At 73.3% G+C, this 18,384-nt stretch carries 11 protein-coding genes; 3 read left to right on the top strand and 8 right to left on the bottom strand.

Features of this window, described 5'->3' with window-relative positions; translation table 11 throughout:
- Window positions 1-25: 25 nt before the first annotated feature.
- The 5 genes from ffh to nsdA all read right to left on the bottom strand — a co-directional run bounded on the left by ffh (window position 26) and on the right by nsdA (window position 7,976).
- On the bottom strand, window positions 26-1,573 hold the full coding sequence (gene ffh / locus OCT49_RS26380) for a signal recognition particle protein (protein ID WP_283854289.1): 1,548 nt from the start codon (window positions 1,571-1,573) through the stop codon (window positions 26-28).
- Between the two features lie 148 nt (window positions 1,574-1,721).
- Window positions 1,722-4,190: a [protein-PII] uridylyltransferase gene (locus OCT49_RS26375; RefSeq protein WP_283855953.1), complete on the bottom strand. Its 2,469-nt coding sequence runs from the start codon at window positions 4,188-4,190 to the stop codon at window positions 1,722-1,724.
- Between the two features lie 173 nt (window positions 4,191-4,363).
- Window positions 4,364-4,702 (bottom strand): P-II family nitrogen regulator, encoded by a 339-nt coding sequence (locus tag OCT49_RS26370; RefSeq protein WP_283854288.1) that lies wholly within the window; start codon window positions 4,700-4,702, stop codon window positions 4,364-4,366.
- On the bottom strand, window positions 4,699-6,057 hold the full coding sequence (locus OCT49_RS26365) for an ammonium transporter (protein WP_283854287.1): 1,359 nt from the start codon (window positions 6,055-6,057) through the stop codon (window positions 4,699-4,701). Before OCT49_RS26365 ends, OCT49_RS26370 begins: the two co-directional genes overlap by 4 nt.
- A 443-nt stretch (window positions 6,058-6,500) precedes the next feature.
- A complete protein-coding gene (nsdA, locus tag OCT49_RS26360) occupies window positions 6,501-7,976 on the bottom strand; it encodes a transcriptional repressor NsdA (RefSeq protein WP_283854286.1) in 1,476 nt (491 codons plus the stop codon).
- 424 nt (window positions 7,977-8,400) lie between these two features.
- On the opposite strand from nsdA, the gene OCT49_RS26355 reads away from it, so the two are divergent.
- Window positions 8,401-9,060, top strand: coding sequence for a bifunctional DNA primase/polymerase (locus tag OCT49_RS26355; RefSeq protein ID WP_283854285.1), 660 nt, complete (start codon window positions 8,401-8,403; stop codon window positions 9,058-9,060).
- Between the two features lie 117 nt (window positions 9,061-9,177).
- Here the strand turns inward: OCT49_RS26355 and ftsY are convergent, their stop codons facing one another.
- Window positions 9,178-10,398, bottom strand: a complete 1,221-nt coding sequence (gene ftsY / locus OCT49_RS26350; RefSeq protein WP_283854284.1) for a signal recognition particle-docking protein FtsY — start codon at window positions 10,396-10,398, stop codon at window positions 9,178-9,180.
- A gap of 109 nt (window positions 10,399-10,507) precedes the next feature.
- Here ftsY and OCT49_RS26345 point away from each other — a divergent pair, with 109 nt between their 5' ends.
- Both OCT49_RS26345 and OCT49_RS26340 read left to right on the top strand, forming a co-directional pair.
- Window positions 10,508-11,884, top strand: a complete 1,377-nt coding sequence (locus tag OCT49_RS26345) for a purine-cytosine permease family protein (RefSeq protein ID WP_283854283.1) — start codon at window positions 10,508-10,510, stop codon at window positions 11,882-11,884.
- Between the two features lie 80 nt (window positions 11,885-11,964).
- Window positions 11,965-12,930: an LLM class flavin-dependent oxidoreductase gene (locus OCT49_RS26340; RefSeq protein WP_283854282.1), complete on the top strand. Its 966-nt coding sequence runs from the start codon at window positions 11,965-11,967 to the stop codon at window positions 12,928-12,930.
- Window positions 12,931-13,031: 101 nt separating this feature from the next.
- Here the strand turns inward: OCT49_RS26340 and OCT49_RS26335 are convergent, their stop codons facing one another.
- Window positions 13,032-14,450: a sugar porter family MFS transporter gene (locus OCT49_RS26335; protein ID WP_283854281.1), complete on the bottom strand. Its 1,419-nt coding sequence runs from the start codon at window positions 14,448-14,450 to the stop codon at window positions 13,032-13,034.
- Window positions 14,451-14,656: 206 nt separating this feature from the next.
- Window positions 14,657-18,358: an SMC hinge domain-related protein gene (locus OCT49_RS26330; RefSeq protein ID WP_283854280.1), complete on the bottom strand. Its 3,702-nt coding sequence runs from the start codon at window positions 18,356-18,358 to the stop codon at window positions 14,657-14,659.
- Between the last annotated feature and the right edge of the window lie 26 nt (window positions 18,359-18,384).

The raw sequence follows: 18,384 nt of genomic DNA, 5'->3' as shown, positions 1-18,384 counted from the left end.
AGGCCGTGCGGTCGGTGGGACCGGCTCAGCCCATGAACTTCTTGAACTCGTCGGGCAGCTCGAAGTTCTTGTCGTCCTGCGCCGGCAGACCGAGCGCGCCGCCCTGCGCCGCCTGCGCCCGGCGGGCCGCCGCGGCCTGCTCCTCGGCCTTGCGCTTCATCGGGTTGCCGCTCTTGCGCTTGCCCTTGGCCTGCTTGGCCTGCTTCTTCTGCCGGCCGGGGCCGCCACCCATGCCCGGCATCCCGGGCATTCCCGGCATGCCGCCGCCCTGGGCCATCTTCGACATCATCTTGCGGGCCTCGAAGAACCGCTCGACGAGGTTCTTCACCGCGGAGACCTCGACCCCGGAGCCCTTGGCGATACGGGCCCGGCGCGAGCCGTTGATGATCGTCGGCTCGGCGCGCTCCTTCGGGGTCATCGACTTGATGATCGCGGCGGTGCGGTCCACGTCGCGCTCGTCGATGTTGTTGATCTGGTCCTTGATCTGCCCCATGCCGGGCAGCATCCCGAGCAACTTGGAGATGGAGCCCATCTTCCTGACCTGCTCCATCTGGGCCAGGAAGTCGTCGAGCGTGAAGTCCTTGCCCTTGCTGGACGCCAGCTTGGAGGCCATCTTGGCGGCCTCTTCCTGGCTGAAGGTCTTCTCCGCCTGCTCGATCAGGGTGAGCAGGTCACCCATGTCGAGGATGCGGGACGCCATGCGGTCGGGGTGGAAGGCGTCGAAGTCGTCGAGCTTCTCACCGTTCGACGCGAACATGATCTGCTTGCCCGTGACGTGGGCGATCGACAGGGCCGCACCACCGCGGGCGTCGCCGTCGAGCTTGGAGAGCACCACGCCGTCGAAGCCGACGCCGTCGCGGAACGCCTCGGCGGTGTTGACCGCGTCCTGACCGATCATCGCGTCGACGACGAAGAGGATCTCGTCGGGGCTGACGGCGTCGCGGATGTCCGCGGCCTGCTGCATCAGCTCCTGGTCGATGCCGAGGCGGCCCGCGGTGTCGACGATCACGACGTCGAACTGCTTGGACCTGGCGTGCTCGATCGAGTCCTTGGCGACCTGGACCGGGTCGCCGACGCCGTTGCCCGGCTCGGGGGCGTACACCGCCACACCGGCCCGCTCGGCGACGACGCTGAGCTGGTTGACGGCGTTGGGGCGCTGGAGGTCGCAGGCGACGAGCAGCGGGGAGTGGCCCTGGCCCTTGAGCCAGCGGCCGAGCTTTCCGGCGAGGGTGGTCTTACCGGCACCCTGGAGACCGGCGAGCATGATCACGGTCGGCGGGGTCTTGGCGAACCGCAGCCGCCGGGTCTCGCCGCCGAGGATGCCCACGAGCTCCTCGTTGACGATCTTGACGACCTGCTGGGCCGGGTTGAGCGCCTGGGAGACCTCGGCGCCGCGCGCCCGCTCCTTGACGTTGGCGATGAAGGCGCGCACGACGGGCAGCGCGACATCCGCTTCGAGCAGGGCGATACGGATCTCGCGAGCCGTGGCGTCGATGTCCGCCTCGGACAAGCGGCCCTTGCCCCGGAGGTTCTTGAAAGTCGCGCTAAGGCGGTCGGAGAGAGTATCGAACACGGCGCTCGTCGGTCCTCGGGGTCGGGGGCGGTATGGATCGCTCCCTAGGGTATCCGGCTCGGGCGGGGGGCCGTCCTCGCCGGTGCCCGCCGGCCGGGCCGGGAGGCGCTGCCCGGGCAGCGGGAGCACCAGGCCCCGGCGCCGCTCCTCACCGCAGCGCGTCCTCGATGGCCCTCGCCAGCGCGGCCGCCTCGGCGTCCGGCAGCGGTGTGCCGTCCCGGCGCGTGACGTAGACCGTGTCCACCGCGTCGGCGCCCAGCGTCGACACGTGCGCGCTGCGCACCCGTACCCCGCCGCGCTCCAGCGCCCGGCCGATCCGGTGCAGCAGGCCCGGGGCGTCCTGGGCCCGCACCTCGATCACCGTCGCCCGCTGCGATCCGGCCGCCGCGACGGTCACCCTCGGCGGCGGGGCCTTCGTCCCGCGGCGGCGCGGTCGGGCCGCCTCGCGCTCGGCGAGGCGGGCCCGGATGTCCAGGGAGCCGTCCAGGGCCCGTACGAGGTCGGCGCGGAGCCGGTCGGCCCGCGGCAGGGAGCCGTACTCGGCCGCGACCCGCCAGCTGAGCAGCAGCAGGTCCGCCGGGTCGTCGCCCGGTCCGGTGGGGAGTTCCACGGTGCGCAGCTCGGCGGAGCGCACGGTGAGGCGGTGCAGGGCGAGGACGCCCGCCGCGGCGGGCAGCACGCCGGGGCGGTCGGGCAGGGCGATGTGGAGTTCGACGCCGACGGGTTCCGGTGCGCCGTTCTCGTCGCGGGTCCCGGCCCGGGCGTGCAGGGCGAGGACGGGGCCGCCGGTGCGGAGGGCCTCGGCGGCGAGGCGTTCCTGCCCGGCCCCGGCCCCGGCGGGTTCCGGTTCCTCCGGGGTCCGTCCGGCGAGCACCGCGGCGACGCGTCCGACGAGGTCGGCGACGAGGGAGGCGCGCCAGGTCGACCAGGCGGCGGGGCCGGTGGCGAGGGCGTCGGCCTCGGTGAGCGCGTGCAGCAGCTCCAGGGTGCTGGTCGTGCCGACGGCGGCGGCGACGGCATGGACGGTCGCCGGGTCGTCGAGGTCGCGGCGGGTCGCGGTCTCGACGAGCAGCAGGTGGTGGCGCACGAGGGTGGCGACGACGTCCGTGTCGTGCCGGTCGAAGCCGATCCGGGCGGCCGTGTCCCGGGCGATGACCTCACCGGCCTCGGCGTGGTCGCCGGGCCATCCCTTGCCGATGTCGTGCAGCAGTGCGGCGACCAGGAGCAGGTCGGGGCGGCCGACGCGGCGGGTGAGCGAGGAGGCGCGGACGGCCGTCTCGATGAGGTGGCGGTCGACGGTCCAGGTGTGGACGGGGTTGCGCTGGGGGCGGCAGTGGACGCGTTCCCAGTCGGGGAGCAGCCGGGTGATCAGTCCTTCGGCTTCGAGCGCCTCCCAGACGGGCACGGTGCCCTCGCCCGCGCCGAGGAGGGTGACGAGTTCCTCGCGGGCCTCGGCGGGCCAGGGCACCGGCAGCGGGCCGGAGGCGGTGGCCAGCCGGCGTACGACGTGGCGGGAGAGCGGGAGTCCGGACCGGGCGGCCGCGGCGGCCGCGCGCAGGACGAGCACGGGGTCGCGCTCGGGGCGGGCGGTGCGGGCGAGGACGGCCTCGCCGTCGGCCTCGACGACGCCGTCGGCGAGCGGGCGGCGCTCCGGGGCGGTGGCCCTGCCGTCGCCCGGCACGGCGCGCAGCCGGGGGCGGGGGCGGGGGCGTGCGGAGCGGGCGCGCAGGACGCGGAAGACCTCGCGCCAGGTGACGTCGGTGGCGTACGAGACGGTCCGGGCGGCCTCGTAGACCTGGCGGAGCAGGGCGTCCGCGTCGAGGAGGCCGAGGGCTTCCGCGACCTGGTCCTGCTCCTGGAGGGCGAGGCGGTCGGTGGCGCGGCCGGTGGTGAGGTGGAGGGCGTCGCGGGTGTCGAGGAGGGTGCGACGGGCCTCGGCGAGGCCCTCGCGGGGGGCGTCGGCGACCCAGGAGGCGGCGATCGCGCGCAGGGCGGTGAGGTCGCGCAGTCCGCCGCGGGCCTCCTTGAGGTCGGGTTCGAGGAGGAAGCGGAGTTCGCCCCGGCGCTCGGCCCGTTCGCGGCAGAGTTCGGCGAGGGCGGGGAGGCGGGCGGGGGCCCGGTCGCGCCAGTCGGCGAGGGTCGCGGTGCGCAGGGCGGCGACCGGGCCGCGGTCCCCGGCGACGGGCCGGGCGTCGAGCAGTCCGAGCTGGACCTTGAGGTCCTCGTCCGCCGCCCTGCGGACCTCGGCGGGGGTGCGGACGGAGTGGTCGAGGGCGAGGCCGAGGTCCCAGACGGGGTACCAGAGGCGGTCGGCGAGGGCGGCGACGGCCGCGGGCTCGGCCCTGCCGTCGTGCAGGAGCAGCAGGTCGAGGTCGCTGCGCGGGGAGAGTTCGCCGCGCCCGTAACCGCCGACGGCGACGAGGGCGGCGCCGCGGACGCCGGTCTGTCGGGCGGCGGTGTCGAACAGCCCGGTGAGCCAGTGGTCGGTGAGCGTCGCGAGGGCGGCGCGGCGCGACGGCCCGGACCGCGCCTTCCCTCGGAGGAGGCGCAGCCGGGCCGCCGGGTAGCCGCCGGGTTCCGAGGTGGTGGGTTCGGGGGTGGTTCCGGTGCTCGTCACCCGGTTGCCCTTCGTCTCGGGACCGTCGGTCGTTCCGGTGCTCGTCACCCGGTTGCCCTTCGTCTCGGGACCGTCGGTCGTTCCGGTGCTCGTCACCCGGTTGCCCTTCGTCTCGGGACCGTCGGTCGTTCCGGTGCTCGTCACCCGGTTGCCCTTCGTCTCGGGACCGTCGGTCAGAGTGCGTCCGGGCCGCGTTCGCCGGTGCGGACGCGGACCGCGGTCTCGACGGGCACGCTCCAGACCTTGCCGTCGCCGATCTTTCCGGTGCGGGCGGCCTTCACGACCACGTCGATGAGCTGCTCGGCGTCCTCGTCCTCGACGAGCACCTCGATCCGGATCTTGGGCACGAGGTCGACGGTGTACTCGGCGCCCCGGTAGACCTCGGTGTGGCCGCGCTGGCGTCCGTATCCGCCGGCCTCGGTGACCGTGAGGCCGTGGATCCCGAAGGACTGGAGGGCTTCCTTGATCTCGTCCAGCCGGTGGGGCTTCACGACTGCGGTGATGAGCTTCATGCGTCCACCTTCTGGTTCTTCGTCCTCGCCGCTGCCGTGCCGCCCGGGGCGGGGCCCGTGGTGCGGGGGGCGGTGCCGCCGCCCGCGCCGCTGAAGTCGTACGCGGTCTCGGCGTGCTCGACCCGGTCGATGCCGGAGACCTCGTCGTCCTCGGTGACCCGCATGCCGATCGTCCGGTCCAGGAGGAGGGCGAGGAGCGCGGAGGCCACCAGGGAGTAGGCGAGGACGGCGAGGACGCCGACGGTCTGCTTGCCGAGCTGTTCGAGGCCGCCGCCGTAGAAGAGGCCCTTGGCCTCGGACTGGACGCCGCCGGTGGCGAAGAGGCCGACGAGCAGGGAGCCGGCGATGCCGCCGACGAGGTGGACGCCGACCACGTCCAGGGAGTCGTCGTAGCCGAACCGGTACTTCAGTCCGACGGCCATGGCGCAGAGCACCCCGGCGATCGCGCCGACCGCGATGGCGCCCAGCGGGCTGACCGCGCCGCCGGACGGGGTGATGGCGACGAGTCCGGCGACCGCGCCGGAGGCGGCGCCGAGGGTGGTGCAGGAGCCGTGCCGGAGCTTCTCGTAGCCGAGCCAGGCGAGCATCGCGGCGCCGGTGGCGACCTGGGTGTTCACGAACATGACCGCGCCGACGCCGTCGTCGTTGCCGAGCCAGGAGCCGGCGTTGAAGCCGAACCAGCCGAACCAGAGCAGGCCGGCGCCGAGCATGACGAGGGGCAGGCTGTGCGGCCGCATCGGGTCCTTCTTGAAGCCGACGCGCTTGCCGATGACGAGGATCACGCCGAGCGCCGCGGCACCCGCGTTGATGTGGACGGCGGTGCCGCCCGCGAAGTCGATGACGCCCATCTCGAAGAGCCAGCCGCCCGGGCCCCAGACCCAGTGGGCGACGGGGAAGTAGACGGCGGTGACCCAGAGCGCGACGAACAGGGCCCAGGAGGTGAACTTGACCCGGTCGGCGAGGGCGCCGCTGATCAGGGCCGGGGTGAGGACGGCGAACATGAGCTGGAAGACGGCGAAGACGTAAACCGGGATGGTGGAGCCGTCCCAGAGCTGGGTGACGCCGATGCCGCCGAGGCCGAGGAAGTCCGGGTTCCAGCCGACGACGGAGCCGATGTCGGTGCCGAAGGCGACGCCGAATCCGTAGAGCACCCACAGGACCGTGACGATCCCGAGGCCGATGAAGCTCATCATCAGCATGTTGAGGGTGCTCTTGACGCGGACCATGCCTCCGTAGAAGAAGGCCAGGGCCGGGGTCATGAGCATCACCAGGGCGGAGCAGATGAGCATGAAGCCGGTGTTGGCTGCGGACAGCGTCGGCGTGTCCGCCGCAAGCGTCGTGATGCCTGGGGGCATCGGCGTCTCCTCGTCGTCGGGGCGGCCGCGTACGGGCGTTCGGAGCGGCGCCACGTGCGGGACCACTGGGAGGACCACCGAGGGAAAGGTGTGGGCCGGTGGTGATTCCGAGATTCGCCCGGCGCGGTTTCCATCGATGCCGCACGGTGTTTCGCGGGGGTGACGAAGAGGTCCGGCGTGTTACGGCCCCATGAACCGGTGGTGGCCCGCGCCGGGGCCTGAGGGGTCCGGCCGCCCCGGGCCGGGGTTGAGGCGCTGCTTCAAGGCCTGTACCGGGGCCGGGGGCGTCCGGTGCTCCGGGCCGCATACGGTGCGCCCGCGGCCCCGCGGTACGTGGCGGGGACGCGAACCGGCCACGCCGACCACCCGCTGACCTGGCCATGGGGGGAGCCGAAGTCGGTCTTGTGCGGGGTGGTCGTCGTGGCCGGGGTCCGGGGTGCCGGTCAGACCGCTTCCGCGGTCTCCGGCAGCTTTTCGGTGAGGAGTTCGGTGATCCTGGCGACCTCGGGGATGTCCCCGAAGTCCCTGGCCGCGGTGTCGACGGTCTTGCGCAGCCGGGTGTTGACCCGTTCGGAGCGGACCTTCTTCGCGACGTGCAGGGCCTGTTCGGCCAGCAGCGTGGACTGCTCGGGTTCGCGCTTGAGGAGGTGGACGGTGGCGAGGCCGATCAGGTTGAGCGCGTACGACCGCTGGTGCTCGTCGTCCTCGCCGAAGAGCTGGACGGCCTTCTCCATCAGGGGCTCGGCGAGGGTGGCGTACGTGGGGCTGCGGCCCGCCACGTAGGCGAGGTCGCGGTAGGAGTGGGAGTTCTCGCCGTTGAGCTCGGCCTCCGAGAAGAAGCGGATCCAGTCGGGCTCGGGCTCGCCGTCGATGCCCACGTCGAGGAAGGTGTCCTCGGCCATCCGGACGGCCCGTTTGCACTTGCTGGGCTGGCCCATGTTGGCGTAGGCGCGGGCCTCCATCGCGTACAGCATGGCCTGGGTGCGCGGGGTGGCGCAGTCCCGGCTGCCGTACTGGGCGAGGTGGATCAGTTCGAGGGCGTCGTCGGGCCGGCCCAGGTGGATCATCTGGCGGCTCATGCTGGACAGGATGTACGAGCCCAGCGGTTTGTCACCGGCCTCCTTGGCGGCGTGGAGCGCGAGGACGAAGTACTTCTGGGCGGTGGGCTGGAGGCCGACGTCGTAGCTCATCCAGCCCGCCAGCTCGGCCAGTTCGGCGGCGCACCGGAAGAGGCGTTTGGCGGTGGCGGCGGGCTGGGGTTCCTGGAGCAGGTCGGTGACCTCGTGGAGCTGGCCGACGACGGCCTTGCGGCGTAACCCGCCGCCGCACTGCGCGTCCCACTGGCGGAACATCGCGGTGGTGGACTCCAGCAGGTCGAGCTCGGGCCCGGAGAGCCGGGAGGGGCGGCGGGCCGCGGCGGCCGGCTCGGGTTCCGCGGCGGGGGCGCCGGCGACGGGCACCAGCCAGCGCTGCATGGGCTCGATCAGGGCGGGTCCGGCGGCCAGGGCGAGCGAGGAGCCGAGGAAGCCCCGGCGGGCGAGCATGAGGTCGCTGCGGGAGAACTCGCTGAGCAGGGCGACCGTCTGCGGGCCCGCCCAGGGGAGGTCGACGCCGGACACGGACGGTGACTGGTGCGCGGAGCGCAGCCCGAGGTCCTCGACGGCGACGACGGAGCCGAAGCGCTCGGAGAAGAGCTCGGAGAGGATGCGCGGGATCGGCTCGCGCGGCTGCTCCCCGTCCAGCCAGCGGCGCACCCGGGAGGTGTCGGTGCTGATGTGGTGGGCGCCCATCTGGCGGGCCCGGCGGTTCACCTGCCGCGCCAACTCGCCCTTGGACCAGCCGCTGCGCACGAACCACGAGGTCAACTGCGCGTTGGGGCGCTTACCGGTAGGCGTACCGCCTGCGCCGCTGCCACTCACTTGGAACGCCCCCATCCCGCTGGAAACTGTCGCGCGAACCTTTACCAGAATGCCCTGAGCCGATGCCGCCCATGCGGAGGTCGCGCACCGTCGAACAGGGAGTCGGGTTGCCTCCGGCATACCCGTGGGTGCACATACTTCCACGGTTCGTGTACCGACGGTAATCCTACGATCACCCCTGGGCGAGGGCGCTCACGGAAACGCCACCATTCGCCACCCCTTCGGATGAACACCGTCCCCGGCGGGCGCGATTCACTTGACACACCACGATCAGCAGTGGGTGCAGTGAAGCACGGCGAGGCGCGTGAACGATCTCGCGCGCCCCTCGATGCCACCGGCGCGCTCCGGATCGACGGCGACGGCGGAGCGTCCCGACTGCGCCCCGGGTCGTAACCACCGGCGAGCCGGACCCGTTGGAGGGGGCATGGGCTTCACGATCGGCGGCATCCGCGAGATGCGCACCGGCTCACGGCGTCGCGGCCGTGCGGCCGAGTACACGGCGGTGGCCGAGTACACGGGGCTGTGGGGCTGGGCCGTCGTGCCGGGCGCGCGGGCGGCGGGCGGCCGCTGCTCCTGCGGGGACGCGGGCTGCCCCTCCCCCGGCGCCCATCCGCTGGGCCTCGCCCAGGAGGTCCCCGCGGGCGCCACGCTCGACGCGGCGGCGCGGGCGTGGGCCCGGGTGCCGGGCGCCTCGATGCTGCTGCCGGTGGGCCGCGCCTTCGACGTCCTCGATGTCGCCGAGGCGGCCGGGCGCCGGGCGCTGGTGCGGCTGGAGCGGATGGGGCTGCCGTTGGGGCCGGTGGCGGTGACCCCCGCCGGGCGGGCGCAGTTCTTCGTGGCCCCGGGGGCCGCCGTCGAGCTCCCGCAGCTGCTCTACCGGATGGGCTGGGACGACGCCGGGCTCGACCTGCGGGCGCTGGGAACCGGCTGCCACATCACCGCCCCGCCGTCCGACGAGGGCGGGCTGGGCCCGGTCCGGTGGCTGCGTCCGCCGGTGCTGGACACGGCGTCCGCGCCCCCGCAGGCGCGGCTGCTGCTGGGCACGCTGGCGTACAGCTGTCATCGCGCGCCGCTGCGCGGCTGAGCCGCCCCGTCCGCCGATCGCCGCGGACCCCATGACATGAAGGGGCCCGGACCGCCTCCTTGGATGTCCGGCTTGGACGTCCATGCGGTCCGGGCCCCTTCGCGCGGGCGGGCGGAGTCAGTCCCCGATCAGGGCGTCGACGAACGCCTCCGGTTCGAACGGCGCCAGGTCGTCCGGCCCCTCGCCGAGGCCGACCAGCTTGACCGGGACGCCCAGTTCGCGCTGGACGGCGACGACGATGCCGCCCTTGGCGGTGCCGTCCAGCTTGGTGAGCACGATGCCGGTGATGTCGACGACCTCGGCGAACACCCGGGCCTGCACCAGGCCGTTCTGCCCGGTCGTGGCGTCGAGCACGAGCAGGACCTCGTCGAGCGGCCCGTGCTTCTCGACGACCCGCTTGACCTTGCCGAGCTCGTCCATGAGCCCGGTCTTGGTGTGCAGCCGTCCGGCGGTGTCGATGAGCACCACGTCGGCGCCCTCGGCGATGCCCTCCTTCACCGCGTCGAAGGCGATCGAGGCGGGGTCGCCGCCCTCGGGGCCGCGCACGGTGCGGGCGCCGACGCGCTCGCCCCAGGTCTGGAGCTGGTCGGCGGCGGCCGCCCGGAAGGTGTCGGCCGCGCCGAGCACGACGCTGCGGCCGTCGGCGACCAGCACCCGGGCCAGCTTGCCGGTGGTGGTGGTCTTGCCGGTTCCGTTGACGCCGACGACCATCACGACGCCGGGCGTGTCGAGGCCGCTCTCCGTCTTGACCGCACGGTCGAAGTCGGTGCCGACCAGGGTGACGAGCTCCTCGCGCAGCAGCGCGCGCAGCCCTTCGGGGGTACGGGTGCCGAGGACCCGGACGCGTTCGCGCAGCCGCTCCACCAGCTCCTGGGTGGGGGTGACGCCGACATCGGCGGTGAGGAGGGTCTCCTCGATCTCCTCCCAGGTGTCCTCGTCGAGGTTGTCCCGGGACAGGAGCGTGAGCAGCCCCTTGCCCAGGGAGTTCTGCGAGCGGGCGAGCCGGGCGCGCAGCCGCACCAGACGGCCGGCCGTGGGCTCGGGCACTTCGAGCTCGGGGGCGGCGGGCGCCTCCGGCTCGAGGACCTCGACGGCCTCGGGGGCCTCCTCGGCGGGAGCCTCGGCGGGGGGCGGGCCGACCTCCTCGACGGTGCGGCGCGGTTCCTCGCGCGGCGTCTCGGCTTCCTCGCCGACATGGGGCTCGGCGGGGGGAGTGATGGTCGGCGTGCTCGACGGCGCCGGGGGCAGCTGCTTCTTCTTGCGGCCGCTGACCACGAGCCCGCTGATCACGCCGACCGCGACCAGGGCGATGACTACAGCAAGGATGACGAATTCCATAACCCACCCAGTATCAGTCACATCGGCCCGCCGGGGCCGCCCCGAAGGATCACTCCCACACCCCTCGGGACGTTATGCACCTTTTGGAGGTAAATGTACGATCCTGCCCGTGGAGACCCGCGGCCTGGAACCCGTCCCCGACAGCGAACGCACCGGCCGCGTCCGGGCCCTCGTCCCCACCTGGATGGGCGCGAACCTGACCATGCTGCTCGTCACCGTCGGCGCGGGGCTCGCCGTCCTCAACGGGCTGAACCTCTGGCAGGTGCTGGCCGTCGCGGTCACGGCCTCGGCCATCGGCTTCGGACTGGTCGGCCTGGTCTCGATCGCGGGCAGGGAGGGCGGGGCGCCGGGCATGGCGCTCTCCCGGGCGGTCTTCGGCCAGCGCGGCAATCTGCTGCCCGGCGCCCTGACCTGGGTGGCCCGCTGGGGGTGGGAGACCGTGAACGCGGTCACCGGGACCTACGCCGTGCTCGCCGTGCTGGACCGGCTCCTCGGGATCACGAGCACCCACAGCCTGACCGTGCTGGCCCTGCTCGCCTTCGTGGGGTGCAGCTATCTGATGTCGGGCCTCGGCCTGGGCACGTTACGGCTGTGCTGCGTCTGGTCCTCGTACCTCTTCGGCGGCGTCAGCCTGCTCGTGCTGATCCACCTGGCCGGGGCGACCGACTGGCGGGAGGTGCTGGGCCGGCCGGCCGGACCGGCCTCGATGATGGTCGCCGGGGTGGGCACGCTGGTCGCCGGCGGCCTCAGCTGGGCCCCGTCCGGGCCGGACTTCGCCCGCTACCTGCCGCGCACCGCCTCCGGCCCGGCGATGGTCGGCGCGACCGTGGGCGGCGCCGGGATCGTGTACGTGCCGATGGTCCTGACCGGAACCGTGATGGCGGTCGCCTCGCCGGGGCTGGCGACCGCCCCCGACCCGGTCGCGTTCATCGGCCCGCTGCTGCCCGGCTGGCTCTCCGTCCCGTACCTGCTGACCGCGGTGACCGGGATGGTGCTGATCAACGCGATGTCGCTGTACTCGGCGGGGTTCACCGCGCAGACGCTGGGGTTCACCGTGCCCCGCGCCTGGGCGGTCGGGCTGAACGCCGCCATCAGCCTGTTCCTGGGCTCGCTGCTGATGATGTCGGCCACCGGCTTTCTGGACTCCTTCGTCTCCTTCCTCGCGCTCCTGTCAGTGACGTTCTCGGCCTGGGTGGGGGTCTTCGCCGTGGACCTGCTTCGCGGGCGCGCGTACGACCCGGCGGCGCTGCTGGACACCACCCCGGCCGGCGCCTACTGGTACACCTGCGGCTTCTGCGTACCGGCCGTGGCCGCGTGGGGCGCGGGCCTGGTGACGGGGCTGCTCTTCACGCGCGTGGAGTGGTTCGCGGGGCCGTTCTCCACCACCTGGATCGGACACCAGGGGCTGGGCTGGGCGGCCACGATCACCGTCTCCGCGACCCTGTACACGGCCCTGCCGCGCCCCGCCGCCCGGACCCGGCGGTGATCGCGCCCTACACTTCTGACGCAGCATCAGCTAATCTCCGCCCTCGCCGAGTCCGCCCGACGACTACGGGGGCAAGTGTCATGACCTACACAGTGGTCCGGTTCAACCTCGTCGCTCCCGGCGCCACCCCCGAGTCGCTCTCGGCCCGGTACCGCGCCGCGCTGGAGATGGCCGCGTACGCCGACGGGCACGGCATCGACACCGTGCAGACCGAGGAGCACCACGGCGCCGCCGACTCCTGGCTGCCCTCCCCCTTCGTCTTCGCCGGCGCGGTCCTCGGCGCCACCCGCCGCATCGCGGTCACCGTCTCGGCGGCCATCGGTCCGCTGCACGACCCGCTGCGGCTGGCCGAGGACATCGCGGTCCTGGACCTGCTGAGCGCCGGCCGGCTGGTGACGGTGGCGGGGATCGGCTACCGGCCCGAGGAGTACGAGCGGGCGGGCGTCGACTGGGCCGGGCGCGGCAGGCTCCAGGACGAGCTGCTGGAGACCCTGGTGCGGGCGTGGACCGGCGAACCGTTCCCGTACCGGGGCCGCACGGTCCGGGTCACGCCCCGCCCGTACACCCGGCCGCATCCGCCGCTGCTGGTGGGCGGCAGTTCGCGGGCGGCGGCCCGGCGGGCGGCCAGGTTCGGGCTGCCGTTCTTCCCGAGCGCGCACCTGCCGGAGCTGGCGGCGTACTACGAGGAGCGGCGCGCCGCGTCCGGGACGGCGGGCTTCTGCATGATGCCCGCCGCCGAGACGCCCCTGCTGCACGTCTCCGAGGACCCGGACCGGACGTGGGCGCGGTACGGCGAGCACTTCCTGCACGAGGCGCGCGCGTACGCCTCCTGGCAGTCCGGGAACGTCCGCTCGGCCGTGCGCTCCGCGGCCACGACGGTGGCGGAGCTGCGCGAGGAGGGGGTCTACCGGGTCGTCACCCCGGACCGGTGCGCCCGGTGGGCGGGGGAGGCGGAGGGTCTGGTGCTGCATCCGCTGTGCGGCGGGATGCCGGTGGAGGAGGGGTGGCGGAGCCTGCGGCTGTTCTGCGAGGCGGTGGCACGCTGACCGGCGGCCGCCACGACTGTGCGACCGCACGACCGCACGGCCCCGGACCGGCGGGGCAGCGGGGCCTGCGGGGCCCTCTGGGCCTGTGAGGACAGCGGGGGTCAGCCCATCTCCTCCAGCGCCTTGCCCTTGGTCTCCTTCACGAACTTGAGCACGAAGGGGATCGAGAGCGTGGCGAAGCACGCGTAGATGATGTACGTGCCCGAGAGGTTCCAGTCGGACAGACTCGGGAAGCTCGCGGTGATCGCCCAGTTGGCGAGCCACTGCGCGGACGCGGCGACCCCGAGGGCGGCGGCGCGGATCCGGTTGGGGAACATCTCGCCGAGGAAGACCCAGACGACGACGCCCCACGACAGGGCGAAGAACAGTACGAACACATGGGCCGCGACGAGCGCCACGGGGCCCTGGGGGCTGGGCAGTTTGCCGTCGATCAGGTCGGCGGAGAAGGCCCATGCCTCGCAGGCGAGGGCGAGGGCCATGCCGGTGGAACCCACCAGGGCGAGCGGTTTGCGGCCCACCCGGTCCACCAGGACCATCGCGATGACGGTACCGACGATGTTGATGATGGAGGTGGTGAACGAGTAGAAGAAGGAGGCGGTCGGGTCGATGCCGACGGACTGCCAGAGCGTCGCCGAGTAGTAGAACGCCACGTTGATGCCGACGAGTTGCTGGAAGACCGAGAGCCCGATGCCGATCCAGACGATCGGCAGGAAGCCGAAGCGGCCGCCGAGCAGGTCCTTGAACGTGGACTTGTGCTCACGGTGCATGGCGGTCTCGATCTCGGCCACCCGGGCGTCGAGGTCGACGGTGTGCCCCTCGACCTCCTCCAGGATCCGCCGGGCCCGGTCCTTCCTGCCGACCGAGATCAAAAACCGCGGCGACTCGGGGATCGCGAACGACAGCAGCCCGTACAGGAGGGCCGGGACGACCATCACGCCGAGCATCCACTGCCAGGCCTCCAGGCCGCCGATCCGGCCGCGCTGGTCGCCGTCGGCGAGTTGCAGGATGCCGTAGTTGACCAGCTGGGAGATGGCGATGCCGATGACGATCGCCGCCTGCTGGAAGGAGCCGAGCCGGCCGCGGTAGGCGGGCGGCGAGACCTCGGCGATGTACGCCGGTCCGATCACCGAGGCCATGCCGATGGCGAAACCGCCGATGATGCGCCACATCGCCAGGTCCCAGAGCGCGAACGGGAGCGCGGAGCCGACGGCGCTGACGGTGAAGAGCAGGGCGGCGATCTGCATGCAACGGATGCGGCCGATGCGGTCGGCGATGCGCCCCGCGGTGGCCGCGCCGATCGCGCAGCCGATCAGGGCGATGGCGATGACCTGGGCGAGCGTTCCGGAGCCGATGGCGTAGCGGCTGCGGATCGCCTCGACCGCGCCGTTGATGACGGAGCTGTCGTAACCGAACAGGAAACCGCCCATCGCGGCGGCCGCGGTGATGAAGATGACATGGCCCAGGTGGTCCGGGTGGGCAGCTCGGGCTCCGGACGCCGGTCCCTGCGAGGTGTTGGTCACATGAACTCCTGATGCCTGGCCGCGTCGTCAGGTGGGGGGCGAACCCCTCCAAGTGGCGCACAACTTCCCGGCCAACACCACTTGAAAACAGACACCGCACCACAGGCATCCAGACATCAGGGCTTGAACTCCAACTCAGGAGTCACCCCCGGAAGGCCCGGAAGCACCCGAAGGACTCATCGATGCCTTGAAGGCGGGGTGAGGGCTCAGCGCAGCCGCTGGCTGATCACCTTCGAGACGCCGTCGCCCTGCATCGAGACGCCGTACAGCGCGTCGGCGACCTCCATCGTCCGCTTCTGGTGCGTGATCACGATGAGCTGCGAGCTCTCCTGGAGCTCCTCCATGATCCGGATCAGCCGCTGCAGGTTGGTGTCGTCCAGCGCCGCCTCGACCTCGTCCATCACGTAGAAGGGGCTCGGCCTGGCCTTGAAGATCGAGACCAGCAACGCCACGGCCGTGAGCGAGCGTTCGCCGCCGGAGAGCAGCGAGAGCCGCTTGACCTTCTTGCCGGGCGGCCGGGCCTCGACGTCCACACCGGTGGCGAGCATGTTGTCCGGGTCGGTCAGCACGAGCCGCCCCTCGCCGCCCGGGAAGAGCCGCGAGAACACGCCCTCGAACTCCCGGGCCGTGTCCCGGTACGCCTCCGTGAACACCTGCTCGACCCGCTCGTCGACCTCCTTGACGACCTGCATCAGATCGGCCCTGGTCTTCTTCAGGTCCTCCAGCTGCTCGGAGAGGAACTTGTGCCGCTCCTCCAGGGCGGCGAACTCCTCCAGGGCGAGCGGATTCACCTTCCCGAGTTGCTGATACGCCCGTTCGGCCGACTTCAGCCGCTTCTCCTGCTCGGCCCTGACGAACGGCTTCGGCTGGTTGCGCGGATGCTCCGGGTCCTGCGGCAGTTCCTCGCCCTCGGCGGCCGGCGAGGGCGGTACGAGCTGGTCGGGGCCGTACTCGGCGACCAGCCCGGCCGGTTCGACGCCCAGCTCCTCCAGCGCCTTCGTCTCCAGTTGCTCTATCCGCAGCCGCTTCTCGGCACCGAGCACCTCGCCCCGGTGGACGGAGTCGGTGAGCTTGTCCAGCTCGGCCTTGAGGTCGCGGCCCCGCTCGCGCCCGGCCGCCAGGTCCCGTTCCCGTTCCGCCTTCGCCGCCTCGGCCGCGGTCCGCTCCCGCTCGGCCCGTACGACGGAGACCTCGACGTGGGCGAGCAGTTGACGGGCGCCGGACGCGACGGCGGAGGCGACCTCGGTCTCGTGGCGCAGCCGGGCGCGGCGCCGCTCGGCACGGGCGCGGGCCTCCCGTTCGGCGCGGGCGCCCCGGTCGAGGGAGTCCGCCCGGCCCGCGAGGCCCTTGACCCGCTCCTCGTGGGTGCGCACCTGGAGGCGGGCCTCCATCTCGGTCTGGCGGGCGTTGGCGCCGTCGGCGGCGAGCCGGTCGCGCACGGAGGTGTCCGGCTCCTCCTCCACCGGCGTCTCCTCGGCGACGAGCAGCCGCTCGGCCAGTTCCTCGGCCTCCGCCGTCGCCCGTTCCAGCGCCTCCTGGGCGCGGGCGGCCGCCGCGGTCATCCGCTCGGCCTCGCCCGCCGCCCCGCGCGCCTGCCCGGCCAGCCGCCCCAGCTGCTGGGCCACCCCGGACTTCTCCCGCTCGGCGGCCCGGCGCCGCTCCCCGATCTCCTCGACCAGTCCGGCGCTCGCCCTGCGCCGCTCCCCCGCGATCCGCTGCGCCTCGGCCGACTCCACGCACCGGACGGCCAGTTCCTCCAGCCGGGCGGCGGCCTCGTCGACCGATGCCTGTACTTCGAGCAGGCTCGGCGCCCCGGCGGAGCCCCCGTGCGCGAACCGGGCAGAGAGAACGTCCCCCTCGGTGGTCACGGCCGTCAGCTCCGGGTGCACGGAGACGAGCTTCTCGGCGTCCTCCAGCGTGTCGACGACCACCACGTCCCGCACCAGCGCGCGGACGGCGTCCATCAGTCCGGCGGGCCCGCGGACGAGACCGGCCACGGCGTGCGCTCCGCCCACGGCGACGGCGACCGCCTGCCCGGCCGTACGGGGCCCGGCCGTGTCGTCCGCCCCCTGGGCCTGCCCGGGCACCCGCCCGGCCGCCCCGCCCTCCCCTCCGGGGGAACGGTCGGCGGAGGAACGGTCTGGGGCACCGGCGTCGGGGGCGCCGCCCTGGTCGGGAACCCCGGCGCGCACCCCGCCCAGCAGCAGCGCCGCCCGCCCCGCGTCCTCCTTGCGCAGCAGCCGGATCGCCTCCGCCGCCGCGGCCGGGTCCGTCACCGCGACCGCGTCCGCCGCCGCGCCCAGGGCCGAGGCCACGGCGACCTCGTACCCGGGTTCCACCGTCAGGAGTTCCGCGGCCGGCCCGAGCAGTCCCGACAGCCGGTCCCGCGCGCCGAGCAGCGCGCCCGTGCCGTCCTTGCGCCGCAGGCCGAGCGCCAGCGCCTCGTGGCGGGCCGCGACCGCCGCCCGTTCCCGCTCGGCGGCGGAGGCCGCTTCCCGGCTCGCGGAGAGCGCCGCCTCGGCCTCCGCGAGTTCCCGCTTGGCGGCCTCGTGCCGTTCGGCGAGCTCCGCGTCACCGGCGTCCAGGCCCTCGACCTCGGCCTTGAGCTGTTCGTACTCCTCCTGGGCGGCGACCGCCCGGTCCCGCGCCTCGTCCCGGGAGGCGGCCAGCCGGTCGATCTCGGCCTGGGCCGAACCGGCGCGGCTGCGGGCCGCGTTGACCTGGCCGTTCAGCCGGGCGAGCCCTTCGCGGCGGTCCGCGATGGCGCGGGCCGCGTCCTTGAGCCTGCGCTCCTCGGCCGCCAGTTCCCGCTCCAGCTCGGCGCGGTGGGCCGCGGTGTCCTCCAGCGCGTGTTCAGCCGCCGTCAGCGCGGCCTCCAGCTCCGCCTCCTGCTCACGGATCCGGGCGGCCTCCCGCTCCATGTCCTCCGGGTCGCGACCGCGCCGCTCCTCCACGGCGGGGGCGGTGGCGCTCTTCACCCGGGCGTCGGCCAGCGAGATCGTGCCGCGCACCCGCTCCGCCAGCTGCGACAGTTCGTACCAGGTCTGCTGGGCCCGCTGGAGCCGCGGCGTCAGCCGCCGCACCTCGTCCTCCAGCTCCGCCTCGCGCGCCAGGGCCGCCTTGAGCTCCCGCTCCGCCGCCTCCCGGCGCTGCTTGAGCGCGGCCTCGTCGGCGATCTCGCTGCGCAGCGCGGTGCGCAGCCGCACCAGGTCGTCGGCGAGCAGCCGCAGTCTGGCGTCGCGCAGATCGGCCTGGATGACGGCGGCCCGGCGCGCCACGGCCGCCTGCCGGCCGAGCGGCTTCAGCTGTCGCCGCAGTTCGTCGGTCAGGTCCTGGACGCGGGCCAGGTTGGCCCCCATCGCGTCCAGTTTCCGCAGCGCCTTCTCCTTCCGCTTGCGGTGCTTGAGCACGCCCGCGGCTTCCTCGATGAACGCGCGACGGCCCATCGGATCGGCGTGGAGCACGGAGTCCAGCTGGCCCTGGCCCACGATGACGTGCATCTCGCGGCCGATGCCCGAGTCGGAGAGGAGTTCCTGGATGTCCAGCAGCCGGCAGGTGTCGCCGTTGATCTGGTACTCGCTGCCGCCGTTGCGGAACATGATCCGGGTGATCGTCACCTCGGCGTACTCGATGGGCAGTGCGCCGTCGGAGTTGTCGATGGTCAGCGACACCTCGGCCCGGCCGAGCGGCGGCCGCCCGGTGGTGCCGGCGAAGATCACGTCCTCCATCTTGCCGCCGCGCAGGGACTTGGCCCCCTGTTCCCCCATGACCCAGGAGAGCGCGTCCACCACATTGGACTTGCCCGATCCGTTGGGGCCGACGACGCACGTGATGCCGGGTTCGAACCGCAGCGTCGTGGCGGAGGCGAACGACTTGAAACCACGCAGGGTGAGGGCCTTGAGGTGCACGCCGCCGGACTCTACCTTTCGCTCTC

This window comes from Streptomyces sp. ML-6 (genome assembly GCF_030116705.1).
Taxonomy (GTDB): domain Bacteria; phylum Actinomycetota; class Actinomycetes; order Streptomycetales; family Streptomycetaceae; genus Streptomyces.
Note: the sequence above shows the minus strand (reverse complement) of the source record. Positions and strands in the feature narration are given on the sequence as shown.